Origin of the sequence: Roseomonas gilardii (genome assembly GCF_001941945.1) — a bacterium.
Lineage (GTDB): Bacteria > Pseudomonadota > Alphaproteobacteria > Acetobacterales > Acetobacteraceae > Roseomonas.
The window spans coordinates 39,081-58,261 of the sequence record NZ_CP015584.1; the positions used below are offsets into that span (position 1 = coordinate 39,081).

Here is a 19,181-nt window from a genome sequence, read left to right on the forward strand (position 1 = left end):
TTCGCCATCGTCATCTTCGGCTGGTTCACGCCATGCGGATCACGGCGGATGCCTCCGCGGCGGGGGAGGGCGCGTTCCGGGCCGTTCCGGCGCCCTGGCTAGCCCTCTGCCTCCGTCCTGTCGTCCCGGAGGTGGCGGTCGATCCGGATCTCCAGCTTCTTCATGCGGTGCCAGAAGCTGCGCTCGCTGATGCCCAGGCGCTCGGCCGCGCGCGCCTGCACGCCCCCCGATTGCCGCAGCGCCTCCAGCATCATCTCGCGCTCCAGCCGCGACAGCTCGGCATCCAGATCCCCCGGCAGCCGCGTCGAGGCACCGGACGGCATCCGGGCATCGAAGAGATAGCGCGGCAGGTCCGGGAGGTCGATGATCCCCGTCCGCGCCACGATCACCGCCCGCTCCACGCAGTTCTGTAGCTCCCGCACATTGCCCGGCCAGTCATAGCTCTCCATGGCCGCCAGCGCCGCCGGGCTGAAGCCGGAGATGCGCTTGCCCATCGAGGCAGCGTGCTGCTGCAGGAAACGCTGTGCGAGCAGCGGTACGTCGCCGGTCCTCTGGTTCAGGGGCGGCACGGTGATCGGGAAGACGTTCAGGCGGTAGAACAGATCCTCGCGGAACTGGCCGGCCTCCACCGCGCGCCGCAGGTCGCGATGCGTCGCGGCGACGATGCGCACATCCACCTTGACGGTCCGCGTGCTGCCGACCGGCTCGAAGCACTGCTCCTGGATCGCGCGCAGCAGCTTCGCCTGGATGGCGAGCGGCATGTCGCCGATCTCGTCCAGGAACAGCGTGCCCTGATGCGCCATGGTGAAGCGTCCGTCGCGGTTGGCGATGGCGCCGGTGAAGGCGCCCTTCACATGGCCGAACAGCTCGCTTTCCAGCAGCGTTTCGGGAATCGCGGCGCAGTTCACCGCGACGAAGCCGCGCTTGCGCCGGTCGCTGTTGTAGTGGACGGCGCGGGCGAAGAGCTCCTTGCCCGTTCCGCTCGGCCCCTGCAGCAGCACCGTGGCACGGCTCTCGCAGACCTCCGCGACCTGCTGCAGCGCCTCCTGGAAGATCGGGCTGTGGCCGACCAGGTTGGAGAAGTCGTGACGCCCCTCCAGCTCCTGCCGCAGGCGCTGGTTCTCGCTCTCCACCTGCTGCACATGCAGGGCGCGCTGGATGGTGGTCACCACATCGTCGAGGTCGAAGGGCTTGGCGACGTAATCGAAGGCGCCCTCCTTCACCAGCTCCACCGCGTCGCGCACGCTGGCATAGGCCGTCATCACCACGACCGGCAGGCCGGGATGCCCGGCCCGCAGGCGCCGCAGCAGCTCCTGCCCCGAAAGCCCGGGCATCCGCAGGTCCGTCAGCACGAGATCCACGCGCTGCGTGGCCACATGCCCGAGGGCCGCGTCGGCGGAGCAGACGAAAGCGGTCTCGAAGCCCCGCCCTTCGAGCCCGACGGCCAGCACCTCCGCCAGCCTTGCCTCGTCGTCAACGATCAGGATGGAGGAAGCCATCACCTTTCTCCTCGGCGAGAGGGAAATGGAAGACGAAGCGGGCTCCGCCGCCGATCCGGTTCTCAGCCTCGATGCGGCCGCCATGCCTCTCCACGACGGCGCGCACGCGGGCCAGGCCCAGGCCGGTGCCCTGCAGCTTGCTGGTCACGAAGGGATCGAAGAGCCGGTCCACGATCTCCAGAGCGATGCCCTTGCCCGTGTCCTCCACGCTCGCCAGCACGGTTGTGGCCTCCCGCGACACGCGGATAGTGATCTCTCCCCCTTCCGGCATCGCCTCCATGGCGTTGATCAGCACGTTCAGGAACGCTTGATGCAGCAGTTCGGCATCTCCGGCGATCCTGACCGGGAGGGAGGGCTTCAGGATCGCGCAGGTGATGCCCCGGCGGCTCATCTCCGCCTCGGCGAAATCAGCCACGCCGGCGATCACGTCGTCCGCCAGGTCCAGCACCTGCAGCCGGAGGGCACGCGGCCGCGCGTAGTCGATCAGGTCCTGGACGAGATGATCGATACGCTTCACCTCGTCCAGCACGAAGTCCAGCAGCCGCGCGGTCCCGGGCGAAAGCTCCTCGCGGCCCCGGATCACCTGGCTGGATGTCTTGATGATGCCCAGCGGGTTGCGGATCTCGTGAGCGATGGTGGTGGCGGCCTCGCCGAGTGTGGCGAGCGTCTCCCGCCGCCGCATCTCCGCCTCCATGCTGCGCAGCCGCTCCAGCTGCTCCGTCATGGCGTTGAAGCCGCCGGTCAGCTCCGCGAGCTCGCCGTCCCCGCTTTCCCGGACACGGGTCGCGTAGTTGCCGCTCGCCACCTGCCGCAGGCCGGCCGTCAGGTCCCTGACCGGGCGGGAGATCCGCGCGGACACGAAGAGCGCCACCACGAAGGAGAGCAGGCCGGAGCAGAGCGACAGGGCGAGGAAGAGTTGCAGCAGGCCCAGATTCGACAGGACCGGCGTGTTGCTGGCAAGGCGGGCGGCGATGATCCCGACGAGCGCGCCCTGACGGTCGCGCAGCGCGGCAAAGCCGGTGGCCAGCCGGTCGTCCGGCAGCGCCAGGGCGGAAACGCTTTGCTCGCCGGCCTCCAGGCGGGCGAGGACCTCTGGCGGGACGGTGAAGCCGGGATGACCCTCCCGTTTCGAGAAGCTGAGCGCCGGCGTGCCCTTGGCGCCGAAATAGCTGACCTGCAGCGAGGAGATCGCCTGCGCGGCGGCGATCAGGCGATCATTCACCTTGTCCGCCACGAAGGCGACATAGGGCCGCCCCTCGAAAAGGAAGCGATGGGCGGAGCCGAGCAGCAGGACCGGCGTGCCGCCTGCCATGGTCATGTAGAATCCGGCCTCGTCCTGCCGGGGCAGCCAGCCGGCGTCGCTGGACAGGCCTTGGCTCAGCACCACATGGCCCGCCGGGTCATACAGGGCGACCAGGTCATAGCCCGTGGAGATCAGGAGATCGGCGGAGAAGCTGGCGAGGCCGCCCTCCAGCGTCTGGGCATGGGTCAGGCTGTTGGCGAAAAGGGCGGTGGCCAGCCGTGCCTCCTCCTCCGCCTCCAGCAGCTGCCTCACGATGAGCCGCGCGGTGTCGTTCAGCCAACGTTCCCGGCTGCGCTCGAAGCGCGAGGAGATCATCTCCGCCGCGACATAGCTCGCCAGCAGCACGGGAATGACGCTCACCAGCATGAAGGCGAAGGTCAGCTGCCAGCGCAGCCTGACCTTTGGGAAAACCGAATCCCGCAGCCGGGCCCAGGAGCGCGGCGACAGGCCCTCTCCGCGGTCCCTCGGCTTCCAGGTGGGCGGCACCTCGCCGGCGGGCCTTCGCCCAGCCCCGGCCTCACCCCCGGACGGCGTCATGCCTGCCCATATCGCGCAGGTCGGGGTCCCAGCGATCGAAGGCCAGATAGGGTGCGGCGAGGCGCAGCGCCCGGTTCAGCACAGGATTTCGGTGTCGGACGAAGATGGCGGAGGGCTCCAGACGGCTTCCGAAACGCAATTTGGAGGCATAGGCGGTCTGGCCGGATTGCAGCAGATGGCGTCCTGTTTCCAGAGCGAAGCGGACATTCTCCGCCCAGCTCACGGCATAGAGATTATGTTGCCGTGCCAGGGGGTAGGCCATGCCCAGGAACTTGTCGATGACGCGGTCCTGTTCCAGCAGCAGCAGGTTGAAGGCCGCCAGCTCCCCGCCCACCCAGTAGAGCACGAAGCGCACCCGGCCCGGCAGGGCCTCGGCCACGGCGCGGAAATAGTCCCGGGGGAGTTCCTCGAAGGAGCCGTAATGCACGCCACTCTGCTGCCGGGTGGATTCATAGAGCCCCTCGATCGCCGCGGCGAGTTCCCCCGGATGCTCCCTGTGCTCGATGCGCACCGCCCCGGCGCCGCGCAGCTTCCGCCGCAGGTCCTTGCGCGTGCCAGCGGACAGAGAGGCGAGATAGGCCTCCATTCCACCCATGCCTGCCCTCACGCCCAGATCCAGCACGGCGACCGGCAGGCTGGCGATGCGCCGGAACCCGGCGGGCTCCAGCACCGGCTCCAGCCGTGCGGCATCCCCGGCATCGAGATCCTTGAAGGCCAGGAGCGGGGCGCGCGCCGCCCGGGCCTCCGTCTCCAGCGCCCTGAGCAGGGCCCGCAGCGCCGCAGCCTCCCGTTCCGCCGTCAGTCCGGGCCGCAGGGCGAGGTGGCAGCGCTCCGTGAAGGGGGAGCCCACCGCCAGCAGCCTCATCTCCGCCACCGGGCGAAGCAGCCGGGACAGGCCGCGCCCCAGCCGCCCGGAACCCTCCTGCAACGGTGTGTCGAGGCGGTAGGACATGCGGAACAGCGGCACGGCCGCGACCAGCCCCCGCCCGTCCCGGACAGCCGCCGCGCCGATCCGCAACTCCGGCAATGCCCCGGCCTCGCAGGCGGCGTGGTAGGCCCAGTCCTCCGCCTCGCCGGGCAGGCAGGCCTCCCAGGCCTCGCGCGGCAGGGCACGGATGCCGGGAAGGATTCCGGCCCACAGCCTGGCATCCGCACCGGGCTCCATGGCCTCGGGCGACAGGCCTCCCTCAGACAGCATCGCGCAGGCCGCCCGCATCATTGTCGGCGGCCATTTCCGGCGCCACGGACAGCGGCGCCAGATCACGGTCGCCGAACTGGCGGACGAAATCGGCCACCCGCCGGTTCACGACCTGGCGCTGCCGGTCCACCGTGATGATGTGGTAGCTGTCCTCCAGTACCAGCGTCTCCACCCGGCCGCCGAGATGGCGCTGGAAGTGGAAGGCGTTGCGCAGGCTCGCCACGTCGTCCTCGCGCGCATGGATCAGCAGCGTATCCTGGCGGATCTCCGGCAAGGTGCCGCGCATGTCCGCGACCAGACGCCACATCTCCCGGATCGCCAGGGCCGGCGTCGCCTCCAACCCGGCATCGAGGTTGCCTGGCGTGGTCAGGGACTTCTGGACCCAGCGGCGGATGCGGGGATCCTTGATGCCGAAGGGCTCCTGTTCCCGGAAGCGGTAGCGGCGGCCGAAGGGCAGATGCACCAGCCCGCGCAGGAGAAAGCTGAAACGCGGCATCGCCCAGCCGTCATAGCGCAGGGTCGGAGCCAGCAGGACCAGCCCCTGGACCCGCTCCGGCTCCTCCCGCGCCAGTCGGGCAGCCAGCACGGCCCCCATGGACAGGCCGCCGACGATCACCGTGTCGCAGCTTTCGCTCAGCCGGGTCAGCGCGGCCTCGGCGCTGGCATACCAGTCGCGCCAGCCGGTGCCAGCCAGTTGCTCTTCCGTACCGCAGTGGCCGGCGAGCTGGCAGCAGAGCACATGGGCGCCGGTCCCGTAGAGGCTCCGGCCAAGATGCACCATCTCGGCCGGGGTGCCGCCCAGCCCATGGATCAGCAGCACACCGGTCCTGGTCCGGCCCCGGAGGAAGCAACTGCGGTCAACGATCATGCGGAAAGGCCTCGGGCGGCGGGGAGCTGTTCGGAAGGAAGGGGGAGGGGAGGGGTCGTTCCGGGCAGGGCGCCGAAGCCCTCCAGGATGCGGCGGTTGCTGCGGTCGTTGACGGCAAGCGCGGCCGCGGAAGGCTCCGGCACGACGGCCCGGTCGGTGGCGGAAAGCAGCCAGCGGAAGGGGTCGCGGAAACGTGGCTGCGAGTAGTCGCCGCAGACATCCATCCCCAGAATGCCGCGCCGGCGGCCGAGCCGTTGCACCGCGCCCAGGATCGCCGACAGCGCCATGCCGCCCTGTTCCCAGTTGGTCAGCGCCTCGTCGGGGCCCAGCACGTCCTTGTCCAGCGAAACCCAGAGCGGGCGGTCGGGCAGCCGCGCATCCAGCGCTTCCAGGAAGCCGTCCCAGGAGGCATCGGCCAGGGAATCCCAGGCGATGCGGCCACCGCCGGCACGGCAGCCCGGCACCACGAAGGGGCGTCCCCAGTAGCGGCTCTCCGAACCCTGCCAGGCATGTACTTCCAGCCGCCCTTCGCGCAGGGCGCGGAGATTGGCACCCTTCCATTGTGGCCGGACCAGATCGTCCCCCGCCGGGCCGATGGTCACCACCTGCGCCACCTGTGGCAGTTCCAATGCCCGGTTGACCCAGGCGCCACAGTTCACCGTGGCCGGGAAGCGCACCCAGTCCGGGTGGTTGTCGAAATGCAGCAGCGTCACCTCCTCGCGCAGCCGGGCGAGGAAGAGCGTGGCGAGGTGATGGAAGTCGCCGGAGCCATAGAAGGCGATGGTGCCGGGGGCATTCTCCGCCCCCACCGCCTCGTGCAGCCTTTCCCGCAACCGCTCCAGGGGCTTTCGGGCGGCGACGATGCGCAGCCGGGGAGCCAAGTCGCGTGCCTCGATGCGAAGCGCGCGCCCGTCGTGCAACAGCCCGGCGAGTACAGGCTGGGCCGTCAGGGAGTCATCCAGGTCCAGCACCAGCACGGGCGGGCGTGCCGTCGCACTCCCGGTGCCGGTCCGCTCAAGCCCCATCGAAAGGGCCTCAGGCAAGGCTACGCTCCCGCCAGGCGCGCGGGCCGCTCGCGGGGACACCCAGCTGGGCCTCCGGACCCCGGGGGCGGTGCGACCGACTCTCCAGCCATGCGACAAAGCGGGGGAGCAGTTCGGAGAAGTCGTGGAAGGGCTGGTGCGCGATGCCCTCGGCCTCGCAATGGGCGATCAGGCGGCTCTTGGCGAAGACGAACTCGGCTTCCCCGGCGGCGCAGAAATCGGAACGCCCATCGCCGATCAACAGCCCCGGCACGACGGCGGGGCCGGTGAAGCGGGCGCATTTGCAATGACCGGACGCGGCCCGGCATTCGGCGCGGGCATGAGGAAAGCGCAGCGCCCATTGTTCCGCGCCCACCTGCTCCAACCGGTTGGCCAGGACAGGGATATCGCCCAGGCCGGCACGGCGCAGCACGCCCGACACCACGCGGTCGAGCCCATCGGAAAGGACCGTCACCGGCAGGCCCCGCTTCCGGCAGAAGGCAATGAAATCCGGAACACCCGGATCGATCCGCAGGGTGGCGATGAAGCCGTCGAGGGCCTCCGGCGTCAGGCGCAGCAGCGCCACCTGCTGCCGCAGGCATTCGCGCGAGCCGATCGCGCCGCGCAGCCAATCGGCCTCGACATCCAGCCAGGCCGGATCGGCAAAGCGTTCCAGGAGGAGGTCGGTCGTATCCCGAAGGGAGATCGTGCCGTCGAAATCGATATGGACCTGGAACTCTGCGGACACCGTGCTGGCCTCATCAAGGGCGGGTAGTGCCGCCAGCGCAAGGCGCGTGCCACAGGATGTCCGGAGGGGAAACCGGCCCCCGGCCTATGTAAACCAGGGGGAGAGCAGCCTGCCCAGCCAAGCTGAAAGCTACAAAATTTGTAGCTTCCTTCGCGATGCGAGGGGCCAGCACTTGGCCAGCCATGCCCTTCCACCAATGCGGAACTTCTATAGCTCACCGATAAAAATAAGCTGAATCAAATCATTGCCTGGCGAAGTGAATTCCGTTGCAGCCGTGCGGCAGGGGTGGAACGGCGCCTGCAATAGCCTCCCCACCGGCCTGCCGGTCCCGCGCCCCCGGTGGCATGGCGACCTGGGGGCGCGGCAGATCGGTATCCGTTGAGACACGAGACATCATGACCCTCCGCTACCAGAACCCGGAACGCAGCCGGACCAGCGCCGACCTCTTCGACAAGGCCAGCGAAGTGATCCCAGGGGGCGTCAACAGCACCGCCCGCGCCACTTGGTCGGGCTGGGACCCTTATCCGCTTTTCATCTCGCACGGCACCGGCGCGCGTCTGACCGATGTCGATGGCAACGAGTACATCGACTACCTGCTCGGCCTCGGCCCGATGCTTCTCGGCCACCGGCCGCCGCGTGTGACCCAGGCGGTGGTGGACTGCATCCAGGAACGCGGCACGGTCTTCGCCCTCCCGGCGGCGGAGGAAACGGATCTCGCCCGCAAGATCATCGCCGCCATCCCGAGCGTCGAACAGGTCCGCCTCTGCAACACGGGGACGGAGGCCGTCCTCTACACCGTGCGCCTCGCCCGCGCCTTCACCGGCCGGCGCAAGGTGATCCGCTTCGAGGGCATGTATCACGGCTTCTCCGACGGTGTTTACTGGAGCAAGCACCCGGATCTGGGCCGCGCCGGCCCCGACGCCGCGCCTCGCCCGGTGCCGCAGGGCCCCGGCATGCCGGCGGGCATCGACCAGTCGCTGATCATCCTCCCCTGGAACGATATCGCCGCGCTGCGCGAGGTGCTGGAGCGCGAGGGCGACGACATCGCCGCCGTGCTCACCGAGCCGGTGATGTGCAACACCGGCTGCATCCTGCCCGAGCCCGGCTATCTGGAAGCGATGCGCGACCTGACGCGCAAGCACGGCGTGCTGCTGATCTTCGACGAGGTCATCACCGGCTTCCGCATCGGCCTCGCCGGCGCGCAGGGGCATTACGGCATCACACCGGACCTGTCGGTCTTCGCCAAGGGTCTCGGCGGTGGCTTCCCGGTCGCCGCCATGGGCGGACGGCGCGACATCATGGCGCTGGTGGCCGAGGGCCGCGTCTCCATCGCCGGCACCTACAACGCCAATGCCATCGCGGTGGCGGCGGCGAACGCGGCGCTGGACGAACTGGCTCAGCCCGGCATGTACGAGCGCCTCTACCGCGTCTCCGACCGGCTGCGCGAAGGGCTGCAGCGCCTCGTGCACGACCTGCGCGCTCCTGCGCATGTCGTGGGCCTCGGCCCGGTCTTCCAGCTCTGGTTCTCACGCGAGCCGATCCGCAACTACCGCGACGCGGCACGCCATGCCGACCACGGCGCCTTCCGCCACTGGTGGGAAGGGATGCTGGAGCGCGGCGTGCTGTTCCACCCCGGCGCCTATGAGAACCTCTTCGTCTCCTTCGCCCATACGGAGGATGACGTGGACCGCACGCTGGAGGCCGCCGAGGCCACGCTGCGCGAGATGCTGGTGGCCTGAATGACGACACGGGTGGCGGTGCGGCGACGCCTCGCCGCCCGTGGCATGGCGCGCCGCGCAGCCGGCACGGAGTTCCCATGTCCACGATGATCCTGACGTTCTGGATGCTCAACATCCTGCTCGACACGGGCGGGCAACTGGCCTTCAAGGCGGCCGCCCGCACCGGCGGCGAGGGCATGGCGCGCTGGCGGGCGATGGCGGCGCGGCCCTGGCTGTGGTTCGGCCTCGGCTGCTACGTGGCCGAATTCGTGGTCTGGCTCGCCTTCCTGTCCCTGGTGCCGCTGTCGGATGGGGTACTGCTGGGTTCGGTGAACATCATCGCCATCATGATCGCTGGTCGCTTCCTGTTCGGCGAGGCGCTGACCCGGCTGCGCGTGGCGGGCATCCTGCTCGTCGCCTTCGGGGTGGCCGTGGTGGGGATCGGCTGATGCGGCGCTTCTACCTGTTGGGCTTCCTGCTGCTGCTCTCCTTCGACGCGCTGGCGCAGATCAGCTTCAAATACGCCGCCAACGGCGCATTGCCGGTGACGGCCGACCTCGCCTGGCTGGGCCGGGTCCTGGCACAGCCGTGGGTCTATGTCGCGCTGTGCGGCTATCTCGGTGCCTTCTTCACCTGGATGGCCCTGCTCCGGCACGCGCCGATCGGCCCTGCCTTCGCCGCCTCGCATCTGGAGGTGCTGCTCGTGATGGTGCTTGCCGTGCCGCTTTTCGGCGAGCATCTGGGCTGGGCGCAGCTCCTGGGCGGTGCGGCGATCCTGGCCGGGATCGTCTGCCTGGCCCTGAGCGAGACAGAGGAGCCCGGAGCCGAGGTCCCGGCTGCCCTCCCATCTGCGCCGCAGCGGGGCGGCGTGCCAGCCGGGGCGCCGCTTCCCGGCACCTTCCCGGGGTGAGTCCCGCCGCTCCCGGGGTGCCGCGGCGTTCCCGCTGGCGCGAATTGCCGCCGACCGCTGGCCTGCCACTCCTCTGGCGCGATCTGCTCCCGGGCGGCGGGGCGGACGGGCTGGAGGCGGCGCTGGCGGATTTCCTCGGCGTGGAGGAGGTTCTGCTCACCTGCTCCGGCACCGCGGCGCTGATGGTGGCGCTGCGCTGCCTGATGGCGCGGAGCAGCCGGCGACGCGTGGCAGTGCCGGGCTTCACCTGCCCGCTGGTGGCTATCGCCATCCATGCCCTGGGGCTGGAGGTCTGCCCCTGCGACACGCTCCCCGGCACGGCGGAGCTGGACCCGGACAGCCTCGCGCCGCTCTGCGACGACAGGCTGTTGGCGATGCTGCCCACCCATCTTGCCGGACGGGTGGCGGTCCTGGACACGGTGCTGGCTCTGGCCGAGGGGTGCGGCGCCTGGGTGATCGAGGACGCCGCCCAGGCGCTGGGTGCGCGGGCAGGGGGCGTGCCGGTCGGGCTCCGGGGGCATATCGGTTTCTACAGTCTGGCTGCCGGCAAGGGTCTGACGCTCTACGAAGGCGGCGTGCTGGTCAGCCGCGATCCGGCGCTGCGCCAGGGGTTGCGGGACGCCGCCGATGCCATGCTGCGCCCCGGCCGATGGATGGAGGCGCGGCGGAGCCTGGAATTGCTCGGCTACGGGCTGCTCTACAACCCGCTGGGCCTGACCCTGGCCTATGGCCGGGGCCTGCGCCGAGCGCTGCGTGCCGGCGACGCGGAAACGGCGCTCGGCGACCGCTTTCCGCTGGAGGTGCCGCTGCACCGCGTCGGGTCCTGGCGCCAAGCGGTGGGGCGTCGTGCCCTGACGCGGCTGCCGGGCTTCCTGGAGGCAACCCGAAAGCAGGGGCAGGGCTTCGCCGCACGTCTCGCCGCAGTGCCCGGCCTGCGCGTGCTCAGGGATCGCCCGGGGGAACAGGGCACCTGGCCCGTCCTGGTGCTGGTGTTCGACCGTGCCCGGGATGCCGAGGCCGTGCTTTCCCGGCTCTGGGGAGAGGGGCTGGGCGTCAGCCGCCTCTTCGCGCGCGCCCTGCCGGACTACGCCTATCTCCGTGGCATCGTCCCGGACCACTCCTGTCCGCAGGCGCGCGACTTCGGGGCGCGTAGCCTCAGCATCGGCAACAGCCTCTTCCTGCGTCCCGAGGAGCAGGATCGCATCCTCTTGGTGCTGCGGGACGTGCTGCAACCCGGCCTCGCCTGACGCCCGTTTCTGTCATGGCGCCACGAGGCCGGGGGAAAACGGCCGCAGGGACGTTCCGCTCCATCTCCCCCGGTCGGCGTTCAGGCGAGGAGCAGCCAGGCCAGGCTGCCAACCCCCGCGAGCAGGCAGTAATAGGCGAAGGGATTCAGCGCCCAGGCCTCGTGCTCGCGGAAGTAGCGCATCAGGAAGGCCGTGCTGAGCCAAGCGGTGACACCCGCGACGGCGGCCGCCAGGACCGAGAGGCCGAAGGTGCCGGGCGGGATGGCCGCGTGCAGCAGCTTCGGCACTTCCAGCACGGTTGCGCCCAGAATGATTGGCGTGGCGATCAGGAAGCTGAACCGGGCGGCGCCTTCATGGGAGATGCCGCGCAGCAGGCCGCCGACGATGGTGGCGCCGCTGCGGGAGATGCCGGGGATCAGGGCCCCACACTGCCACACCCCCACCACCAGGGCGTCCATCGGTGTGAGCGAGGACATGGAACGCGGCGCGGTGGCCCGTCCGCGCAGCCTTTCGCCGAACAGCAGCAACAGGCCATTCACCGCCAGGAAGACCGCGGCGGCCACCGGGGAACCGAACAGGCCCCGCAGCCAGTGCTCCAGCGCGAAGCCGACGATCACGGCGGGAATGGTCGCGATGACGATGAGCAGGAGCAGGCGCCGGTTGTCCTGCACCTCGACGGCCTGCCCCGTTCCCAGAACGCCCCGGAGGAGGGCCAGCCAGTCGCGCCAGAAGTAGAGCAGCAGCGCCAGCGCGGTGCCGACATGCAGCATGACCAGGAAGGGCAGGAATTCCGGGGCGCGCTGGTCCAGGTTCCAGTGCAGCAGGGCCGGAAGCAGAACGGCATGGCCGAGGCTGCTGACGGGGAACAGTTCCGTCGCGCCTTGCAGGATCGCGATGAGGATGGCCTGGAGAGTGGTCAAGAAGGGCTTGCTCCTGCTGTCCGCCATTCGGGCCCGCCGGGTGCGGGGCAGGTCCGGATGCCGGCGTTGATGTGAGGCCGGGAGGGCAGGGGGTGGAGGGCTTCGAGGCCGGCACATGCCGGCCGACGGATGACGCGCCGACGTTGCCGCTGCCGCCAGGGCTGCGGGCCCCGGAAAGGCGCCCCGTCCCTCCGGGGCGGCGGGTGGCGCCTGCCTCAGTCCGGCGCGGGGTCCAGCCTCCCGTCCCTGTGGCGGCGCGCGGCCGTGACGCCCGTATCGGGGTTTGAACGGGACATCGTCGGCGCCTCTGCGGCCAGGAAGGGCCCGCACCATGGGGGCGAGCACATTGCCACGCCCTCGCCGGGTAATGTGCTTTTCCCAATGAAGCAGGGGCCGGGCCCACATTCCGTCCGCCGATTGCCGGAAAGCCGCGGAGGTCTCCGGCGGCGACCTTGCCGCATGGCCGGGACGCGCGCCGGTCCGGGCGGCCGGAACGCCGCTTCCCAGGTGCCGGCCCGGCTGATAGGCCAGGGCCGGTGCCCCAGCCGGGCGCGTTGCCGTTGCTTCCTGCCGGACCTCCGCCCGTGAATCTCATCGCGACGATCCTTTCCCTGGGCAGCGGCCTCCTGGCGGTGATCGTCCTGGTGCAGGTCATGGCGGCCCGCACGAACCTGCCGGAGGCCACGGTCCTTTCGCTGGCTGGCATCGCCCTGGGCAGCCTGCTTCCCCTCGCGGCGGCCATGCTGCCCGGCCCGGTGCGGGAGGGCCTGTCGCTGCTCGTCAGCCCCAGCTTGCCGGCGGAAGCCTATCTCTGGGTCTTCCTGCCGCCGCTCCTGTTCCAGTCCGCGCTGTCCATCGAGTTCCGCGAGATGCTGCCGGACCTGGGGCCGATCCTGCTGCTGGCCGTGGTGGCGGTCTTCGTGGCCACGGCGGTCACCGGCTTCGCCATGGCGGCGGTCACGGCGCAGGGGCTGACGGTCTGCCTGCTGCTTGGCGCGATCATCGCCACCACCGATCCCGCCGCCGTCATCGCCGTGTTCCGCGAGGTCGGGGCGCCGGGGCGGCTCATGCGCCTGGTCTCCGGGGAAAGCCTGCTCAACGATGCGGCCGCCATCGCCATCATGGGCGTCCTGCTGGCGATGTTGAGCGGCGACGCGGCGGAGGCCTCGCCCATCGCCGGGCTGCGGGAACTGGCTCTCTCCCTGGGGGGCGGGGCGATCTGCGGCATCGTCGCCGGCCGGATCACCGCGGCGCTGCTCCCCGCCCTCGGCGGCCTCGCCCTGGCGGAGGCTGCTCTCACTTTGGCGCTGCCCTATCCCCTCTATCTGCTGGCCGACCGGGGGATCGGGGTCTCCGGGGTCGTGGCCGTCGTGGCGGCGGGCCTGGTGATCAACGCGCTGGGCCGCACGCGGCTTTCGCCCCGGAACTGGACACATCTGCAGCTCATCTGGGAACAGATCGCCATGCTGGCCGGGGCGATGATCTTTCTGCTCGCCACGCTGCAAGCCCGCCATCTGCTGGGTGGGATGGAGGTGCACGACCTGCTGCTGCTTCTCGTCCTCGTCGTGGCGGCCCTGGGGGCGCGGCTGGCGGTGCTCTTCGGCCTGCTGCCGCTGCTGGGCTGGCTGCGCCTCGGGGCACCGGTGAGCACGGCCTACAAGCTGGTGATCGCCTGGGGCGGCCTGCGCGGGGCAGTGACGGTCGTGCTGGCGCTGGGCCTGGCGGAGAATCCCGTCCTGCCGCCAGACCAGCGGCTCTTCGTCGCCCGCTTCGCCACCGCCTTCGTACTCTTCAGCCTGCTGGTGAATGGCACCACTCTGCGCTGGGCCATCCGCGTGCTGGGCCTCGACCGCCTTTCCCCGCAGAACCAGGCCCTTCAGTGGCAGGCGGTGCACCTGGCGACGACGGAGGTCCTGGGGCGCATGGCCGAGACCGCCAGGACCTTCCACCTGCCGGAGGAAATCGCCCGTCAGGCGGCGTCGGAATACCGCACCGGCATGGAGGCCGGACTGGCGCAGGAGGATTTCGACCTGGCCCTGCCCGAGCGCGACCGCCTGATCATCGGCCTGGTCACGCTGGCCACGCGCGAGCGCAGCCTGATCCCGCTGTTCGGCAGCGGTGTCATCTCCATACGCAACCTCGATACCATGATGCGCAACACCGGCGACATGATCGATGCCGCGCGCCGGGACGGGCGCCTGGGCTACAACCGCGCCGCGCAGAGGATTCTGGAATCGGATTGGACCATGCCGATCCTGGAATGGCTCGACCGGCATCTTGGCCTCCGCCGCCCGCTGGAGAATGCGCTTTCCGACCGGTTCGAGCTCCTGCTCTGCCGGCGCGCGGTGCTGGAGCAACTCCGCCGCTACAATCAGGCCTCCATCGGCCCGCTGTTGAGCGGCCGCATGACCGTGCTGCTGGACAGCGTCCTCGCGGGGCGGATCGAGCGGCTCGACCAGGCCGTGGACCAGATGCGGGCCCGCTTTCCCGAGATCACCGCGACGCTGGAGAAGCGGCTGCTGCTTCTCCAGGGCCTGCGCGACGGAGCCAGGGTGATCGACCGCATACGGGATGAAAGCCTGATCTCGCCGGAGGTCGCGGACCGGATCCAGCGCACCATGCGCGCCTCCTGGCGCATCGCCCTGACACGGCCGCCGCACCGCCGCGGCGGCCAGGAACGCCCGCAGGACGGGGCGCCAGATACCGCGCCCTGAGAGCGGCGGATCGGCGGCATGGGTGGCAGGCGAGCGGAGCGGCGAGGACAACGGCCCCGGGTTACGATCAGGGCCGTCCGGAACGATGCCCCCACGCCTTGCCCCACCCGCCCATCCTGTGGCCATGTCCGGCAGGACAGCTTCCCCTTTTCCCGAACCCGGACCGCAGCGAGCACCATGACTGGACCGAGACCCCTCCCCACGGCCGCACCGGATGACGCGGCCACACCGGACGGGGACCTGGCGGCGGAGCCCGCGAAACGATCTGCCACGGCGGCGCCGATCCCTCCGGATATCGCCCCGGCCACCGCCCCGCGCGGCAGTGTCCCGGCCATTCCGGCGCCACAGGACAACGTGCTCGGCGGCATCCTGCTGCTGCTCTGCGCGGTCACCCTCTTCTCCTGCTCCGATGCCGTCTCCAAGCTGCTTCGCACCACCTTGCCGGCCGGCGAGATCGTCTGGATCCGCTATCTCGTCTTCGTGGCGATGACGCTCGTGCTGCTGGGCCGGAACCGCTTCCGCGGCCTGCACGCGCGGCGGCCCGGGCTGCAGCTGCTGCGCGGGCTCTGCATCCTCACCTCCTCCGTCCTCTTCGTGATCGGCCTTGGCTACCTTCCGCTCGCCGAGGCCACCGCCATCAACTACGTGGCGCCGACCTTCATCACCCTGCTGTCCATCCCGGTGCTGGGGGAGGTGGTCGGGTTTCGCCGGTGGATCGCGCTGCTGGTGGGCTTCACCGGCGTGCTGATCGTGGTGCAGCCCGGCGGCGGCACCTTTCAGTGGGCGGCCGTCCTGCCGCTGCTCACCGCCGCCGCCTGGGCGGGCGGAGTGGTGATCACCCGCCGCATCGGCGTGGCCGACCATCCCGCCACGACCATGTTCTGGACGGCCTGCACGGGCTTCGTGGCGCTGACCCTCTTCCTGCCCTTCGACTTCCGCACGCCGACGGGCTGGGAGTTCGGCCTCGGCCTGCTGCATGGCGTGCTGGGCTCGGCGGGGCAGATGCTCGTGGTGCAGGCCTACCGCCAGGCGCCCGCCTCGGTGCTGGCTCCCTTCTCCTATGGCCAGATCGTCACCTCCGCGCTCGTCGGCTATGCCGTCTTCGGTGCCTTTCCGGGGCAGGCCATGCTCCTGGGCTCGGGCGTGATCATCGCGAGCGGCCTCTACACCGCGCATCGCGAAAGGCTGCGGGCACGGGAACGGCGGGGGGAGGCCGGCTGAAGGCCGGTGGCCCGGGCCTTCCGGGGCCGTTCGCCTGGCTTCGCGGAACCTGTCCGGCTGCGGATGACGGTCCGGCCCGGGCAAAACCCATTGGGCCAGGATGCCCCCGCCAACCCGGAAAGGCCCTGCGGCGTTTGGCCAGGGCCCGTCCGAGGATGCCGACCGCATGGCCCCTGCCGCCGACCCGCCGCCTCCCAGCGGCACGCCCCCGCGCATCCGCTACGGGCTGGACGGGCTGAACTTCTTCCTGGCCGATGTCCGGGACGGTCTGGGTCCCTACCTGGCGATCTATCTCCTCGCTGTGCGGGGGCCGGAGCATGGCTGGAACGAGGCCACCATCGGCCTCGTCATCACCATCGCGGGCGTGGCCGGCCTGCTGGCCCAGACACCCGCCGGGGCGCTGATCGACCGCAGCCGGCACAAGCGCGCCATCGTCATTGCCGCAGCCCTGGCCGTGACGCTGAGCTGTCTCGCGCTACCCTTCATCACCAGCTTCCATGCCGTGGCCGCGACGCAGTCCCTGGCCGGCATCGCGGGGGCGATCTTCCCGCCGGCCCTGGCGGCCATCACCCTGGGCGTCGTGGGGCCGAAGGCCTTCTCTCGCCGAATCGGACGGAACGAGGCCTTCAACCATGCGGGCAACGCCGTCTCGGCGGCGCTCGCGGCGGCAAGCGCCGTGTACTTCGGCCCGGTGGTCGTGTTCTGGATCATGGCCGGGCTCGCGGTACTCAGCATCGGCGCCATGCTGCTGATCCCCGCCCGGGCGATCGACGACGACCTGGCACGCGGTCTGGAGCAAGGACCTGAACACGGACCTGAACACGGGGGCACCGCCGGCCGGCCGGATGGCGAGGAACCGTCCGGCTGGCGCGTCCTGCTGGCATGCCGGCCACTTCTCGTCTTCGCGGCGCTGATGGCCTGCTTCCATCTGGCGAATGCCGCCATGCTCCCCTCGGTCGGGCAGTTGCTGACCAGGGTGGTGGGACAGGACTACGCCACCTCGCTGATCGCGGGCTGCATCGTGGCGGCGCAATGCGTGATGGTGCCGGTCGCCATGCTGGCGGGCGCGAAGGCGGATGCCTGGGGCCGCAAGCCCCTCTTCCTCGTCGCCTTCGGCGTGCTGGCCTTGCGCGGGCTGCTCTACACCTTCTCGGACAGCCCCTACTGGCTGCTGGGGGTACAGCTCCTCGACGGGGTCGGAGCGGGCATCTTCGGCGCGCTCTTTCCGGTGGTCGTGGCGGATCTGACGCGCGGCACCGGGCGCTTCAATGTCAGCCAGGGCGCCATCGCCACGGCCCAGGGCCTGGGGGCCGCGGCAAGCGCCAGCCTGGCCGGTGGCATCATCGTCGGCTTCGGCTACGCGGCGGCTTTCCTTTCCCTGGGTGCCATCGCGGCGGCGGGCTTCCTGGGCTATCTCTTCCTGATGCCGGAGACACGTGGGAACGCGGCCCGCTCCGACCCGCTGGAGCCCCGCGACGGCCGGGGCGCCCCGCTCCCGGTGGCATAGGACACGGGTGGCGGATGCCGGAATGACGAGCGTGCTGGCCGCTCCGGCGGCGATCTGGCTGGTCGCGGGCCTGGCGACGGCCGGTGTCATCATCCGGCCCTTCCGCTGGCCGGAAGCGGTCTGGGCCGTCGCCGGGGCCGTTCTCCTGGTCGCCCTCGGCCTGTTGCCCTGGCGGGAGGCCTGGACCGGGATACGGCGCGGCACGGATGTCTACCTGTTCCTGATCGGCATGATGCTGCTGGCCGAGGTCGGACGGCGCGGCCATCTCTTCGACTGGCTGGCCCGCCTCGCGGTGCGGATGGCGCGTGGCTCCGCGCGCCGTCTCTTCGGGCTGGTCTATGCCGTCGGCGTGCTGGTCACGGTGTTCCTGAGCAACGACGCAACCGCCGTGGTGCTGACGCCCGCCGTCTATGCCGCGGCCCGCGTCGCGCGTGCCGATCCCATGCCCTACCTCTTCGCCTGCGCCCTTGTCGCCAACGCGGCGTCCTTCGTGTTGCCCATCTCCAACCCGGCGAACCTCGTGGTCTATGGCGCCGCGATGCCGTCCCTGCCGGAATGGCTTCGCCTTTTCACGCTGCCATCCATCCTGTCCATCGCCGCGACCTTCCTGGTGCTGCGCGCGACCCAGCGGCACCGGCTGGCGGCGCCGATCGCGCAGGAGGTTCCGGTCACACCCCTGCCGCGGGAGGGCGTCGTGGCGGGCATCGGCATCGTTGCGACCGTGGCCGCGATGCTGACGGCCTCGGCGGGCGGGTGGGATCTGGGCCTGCCGACCTTCCTGGCCGGGCTCGGCACCGCGCTGCTGGTGATGCTCGTGGCGCGACAGCGGCCCGGAGCGATCCTGGCCGGGGTCTCCTGGAGCGTGCTGCTGCTGGTCGCGGGCCTCTTCGTCCTGGTCCAGGGGCTGGAGGCGGCGGGCACCGTCGGCGAACTGGCCGGCCAGTTCGGGCGCGTCGCCTCGGCGGAGCTGGAAGCCTGGGGGGCCGGGGCCGGCGTTGCCCTGCTATCCAATCTCGTCAACAACCTGCCGATGGGCCTGCTGGCCGGCGCGGTGGTGCAGGCGGCCGGTTCGCCGCCGGACACCGTGGGAGCCATCCTGATCGGAGTGGACCTCGGCCCCAACCTGTCCGTCACTGGCTCGCTTGCGACGCTGCTCTGGCTTGTCGCGATCCGCCGCGAGGGCCAGGACGTCAGCGCCTGGAGCTTCCTCAAGCTCGGCGCCCTGGTCATGCCGCCGGCGCTGCTGCTCTCCCTCGCGGCGCTGATTCACCGGCCCTTCTAGGGCGCGGGGGAGCCGGCCTTCAGCGTCCCGCGCTGAGGCAATCCCGGTGCGCCTGGGCGCCGGCGACGAAGGCGTCGAACTGGTCCTTCGCCGCGTAGTTCGCCTCTGTCTGCCGGGCCTGTTCCGCGCAGAAGGCCGCCCTGTCGCCCGGACTGGCCGGGGTGCTCGCCGTGCGGAAGCCATCGGAGCATCCCGCGAGCGAGCACAGGATCAGCGGATAGAGCCAACGCATGAAGGAACCTCGGAAACACGGAGCATGGATTACTGCCGTCCCATGGGGTGGTTCACAAGATCCCCCGGGGCTCCATCCCTCATGTGCCGGGCGCGGGGCCGGTTACGGTCGCGAACGGGACGGGATCGGTGCGACCGCCGGGAGAGGCGGAGCTGACCGATCGTGTCATGGCAGAAACTCCTGCAACTCGCGGCAGGTATCATGGCGTTCCCGGCAGGAGGATTTCATCCCGGTCGTACCATTGGTATAGGCGGC

16 protein-coding genes are annotated in these 19,181 nt (G+C 70.5%); 8 read left to right on the top strand and 8 right to left on the bottom strand.

What is annotated here, in order from left to right; all coding sequences use genetic code 11:
• Positions 1-98: 98 nt before the first annotated feature.
• Genes RGI145_RS19785 through RGI145_RS19810 form a run of 6 tightly spaced genes read right to left on the bottom strand, consistent with a single transcriptional unit; the run spans position 99 to position 7,175 of the window.
• Entirely contained in the window at positions 99-1,499 is a 1,401-nt protein-coding gene (locus tag RGI145_RS19785; protein WP_075800274.1) for a sigma-54-dependent transcriptional regulator, read from the bottom strand.
• The gene (locus RGI145_RS19790; protein ID WP_075800275.1) at positions 1,474-3,288 is read right to left on the bottom strand and encodes a HAMP domain-containing histidine kinase; all 1,815 of its coding nucleotides are present in this window, start codon (positions 3,286-3,288) and stop codon (positions 1,474-1,476) included. Before RGI145_RS19790 ends, RGI145_RS19785 begins: the two co-directional genes overlap by 26 nt.
• Before the next feature lie 31 nt (positions 3,289-3,319).
• Entirely contained in the window at positions 3,320-4,537 is a 1,218-nt protein-coding gene (locus tag RGI145_RS19795) for a GNAT family N-acetyltransferase (protein ID WP_083671406.1), read from the bottom strand.
• Positions 4,527-5,405, bottom strand: a complete 879-nt coding sequence (locus tag RGI145_RS19800) for an alpha/beta hydrolase (protein ID WP_075800276.1) — start codon at positions 5,403-5,405, stop codon at positions 4,527-4,529. The genes RGI145_RS19795 and RGI145_RS19800 overlap by 11 nt, the downstream gene beginning before the upstream one ends.
• Complete coding sequence (locus RGI145_RS19805) at positions 5,402-6,448, bottom strand: arginase family protein (protein WP_237183332.1); 1,047 nt, start codon at positions 6,446-6,448, stop codon at positions 5,402-5,404. The genes RGI145_RS19800 and RGI145_RS19805 overlap by 4 nt, the downstream gene beginning before the upstream one ends.
• Positions 6,441-7,175, bottom strand: a complete 735-nt coding sequence (locus tag RGI145_RS19810; protein ID WP_075800278.1) for an HAD-IB family phosphatase — start codon at positions 7,173-7,175, stop codon at positions 6,441-6,443. Before RGI145_RS19810 ends, RGI145_RS19805 begins: the two co-directional genes overlap by 8 nt.
• A 395-nt stretch (positions 7,176-7,570) precedes the next feature.
• On the opposite strand from RGI145_RS19810, the gene RGI145_RS19815 reads away from it, so the two are divergent.
• The 4 genes from RGI145_RS19815 to RGI145_RS19830 all read left to right on the top strand — a co-directional run bounded on the left by RGI145_RS19815 (position 7,571) and on the right by RGI145_RS19830 (position 11,050).
• Positions 7,571-8,914: an aspartate aminotransferase family protein gene (locus RGI145_RS19815; protein WP_075800279.1), complete on the top strand. Its 1,344-nt coding sequence runs from the start codon at positions 7,571-7,573 to the stop codon at positions 8,912-8,914.
• Positions 8,915-8,991: 77 nt separating this feature from the next.
• On the top strand, positions 8,992-9,342 hold the full coding sequence (locus RGI145_RS19820) for a hypothetical protein (RefSeq protein WP_075800280.1): 351 nt from the start codon (positions 8,992-8,994) through the stop codon (positions 9,340-9,342).
• Positions 9,342-9,803, top strand: coding sequence for a DMT family transporter (locus RGI145_RS19825; protein WP_075800281.1), 462 nt, complete (start codon positions 9,342-9,344; stop codon positions 9,801-9,803). The genes RGI145_RS19820 and RGI145_RS19825 overlap by 1 nt, the downstream gene beginning before the upstream one ends.
• A complete protein-coding gene (locus RGI145_RS19830; RefSeq protein WP_237183333.1) occupies positions 9,800-11,050 on the top strand; it encodes a DegT/DnrJ/EryC1/StrS family aminotransferase in 1,251 nt (416 codons plus the stop codon). Before RGI145_RS19825 ends, RGI145_RS19830 begins: the two co-directional genes overlap by 4 nt.
• An 80-nt stretch (positions 11,051-11,130) precedes the next feature.
• Here RGI145_RS19830 and RGI145_RS19835 read toward each other — a convergent pair whose 3' ends face one another.
• Entirely contained in the window at positions 11,131-11,970 is an 840-nt protein-coding gene (locus RGI145_RS19835) for an undecaprenyl-diphosphate phosphatase (protein ID WP_075800757.1), read from the bottom strand.
• 584 nt (positions 11,971-12,554) lie between these two features.
• Here RGI145_RS19835 and RGI145_RS19840 point away from each other — a divergent pair.
• The 4 genes from RGI145_RS19840 (at position 12,555) to RGI145_RS19855 (ending at position 18,694) form a co-directional block, all read left to right on the top strand.
• A complete protein-coding gene (locus RGI145_RS19840; protein ID WP_075800283.1) occupies positions 12,555-14,684 on the top strand; it encodes a cation:proton antiporter in 2,130 nt (709 codons plus the stop codon).
• 177 nt (positions 14,685-14,861) lie between these two features.
• Positions 14,862-15,905 carry a DMT family transporter gene (locus RGI145_RS19845; RefSeq protein ID WP_237183334.1) on the top strand — a complete coding sequence of 348 codons (1,044 nt, stop codon included), beginning with the start codon at positions 14,862-14,864 and terminating at the stop codon, positions 15,903-15,905.
• 166 nt (positions 15,906-16,071) lie between these two features.
• Positions 16,072-17,412, top strand: coding sequence for an MFS transporter (locus RGI145_RS19850; protein WP_075800284.1), 1,341 nt, complete (start codon positions 16,072-16,074; stop codon positions 17,410-17,412).
• A 22-nt stretch (positions 17,413-17,434) separates the two neighbouring features.
• The gene (locus tag RGI145_RS19855; protein WP_075800285.1) at positions 17,435-18,694 is read left to right on the top strand and encodes an arsenic transporter; all 1,260 of its coding nucleotides are present in this window, start codon (positions 17,435-17,437) and stop codon (positions 18,692-18,694) included.
• Between the two features lie 19 nt (positions 18,695-18,713).
• On the opposite strand, the gene RGI145_RS19860 is transcribed toward RGI145_RS19855, so the two are convergent.
• Positions 18,714-18,926 (bottom strand): hypothetical protein, encoded by a 213-nt coding sequence (locus RGI145_RS19860; RefSeq protein ID WP_075800286.1) that lies wholly within the window; start codon positions 18,924-18,926, stop codon positions 18,714-18,716.
• Between the last annotated feature and the right edge of the window lie 255 nt (positions 18,927-19,181).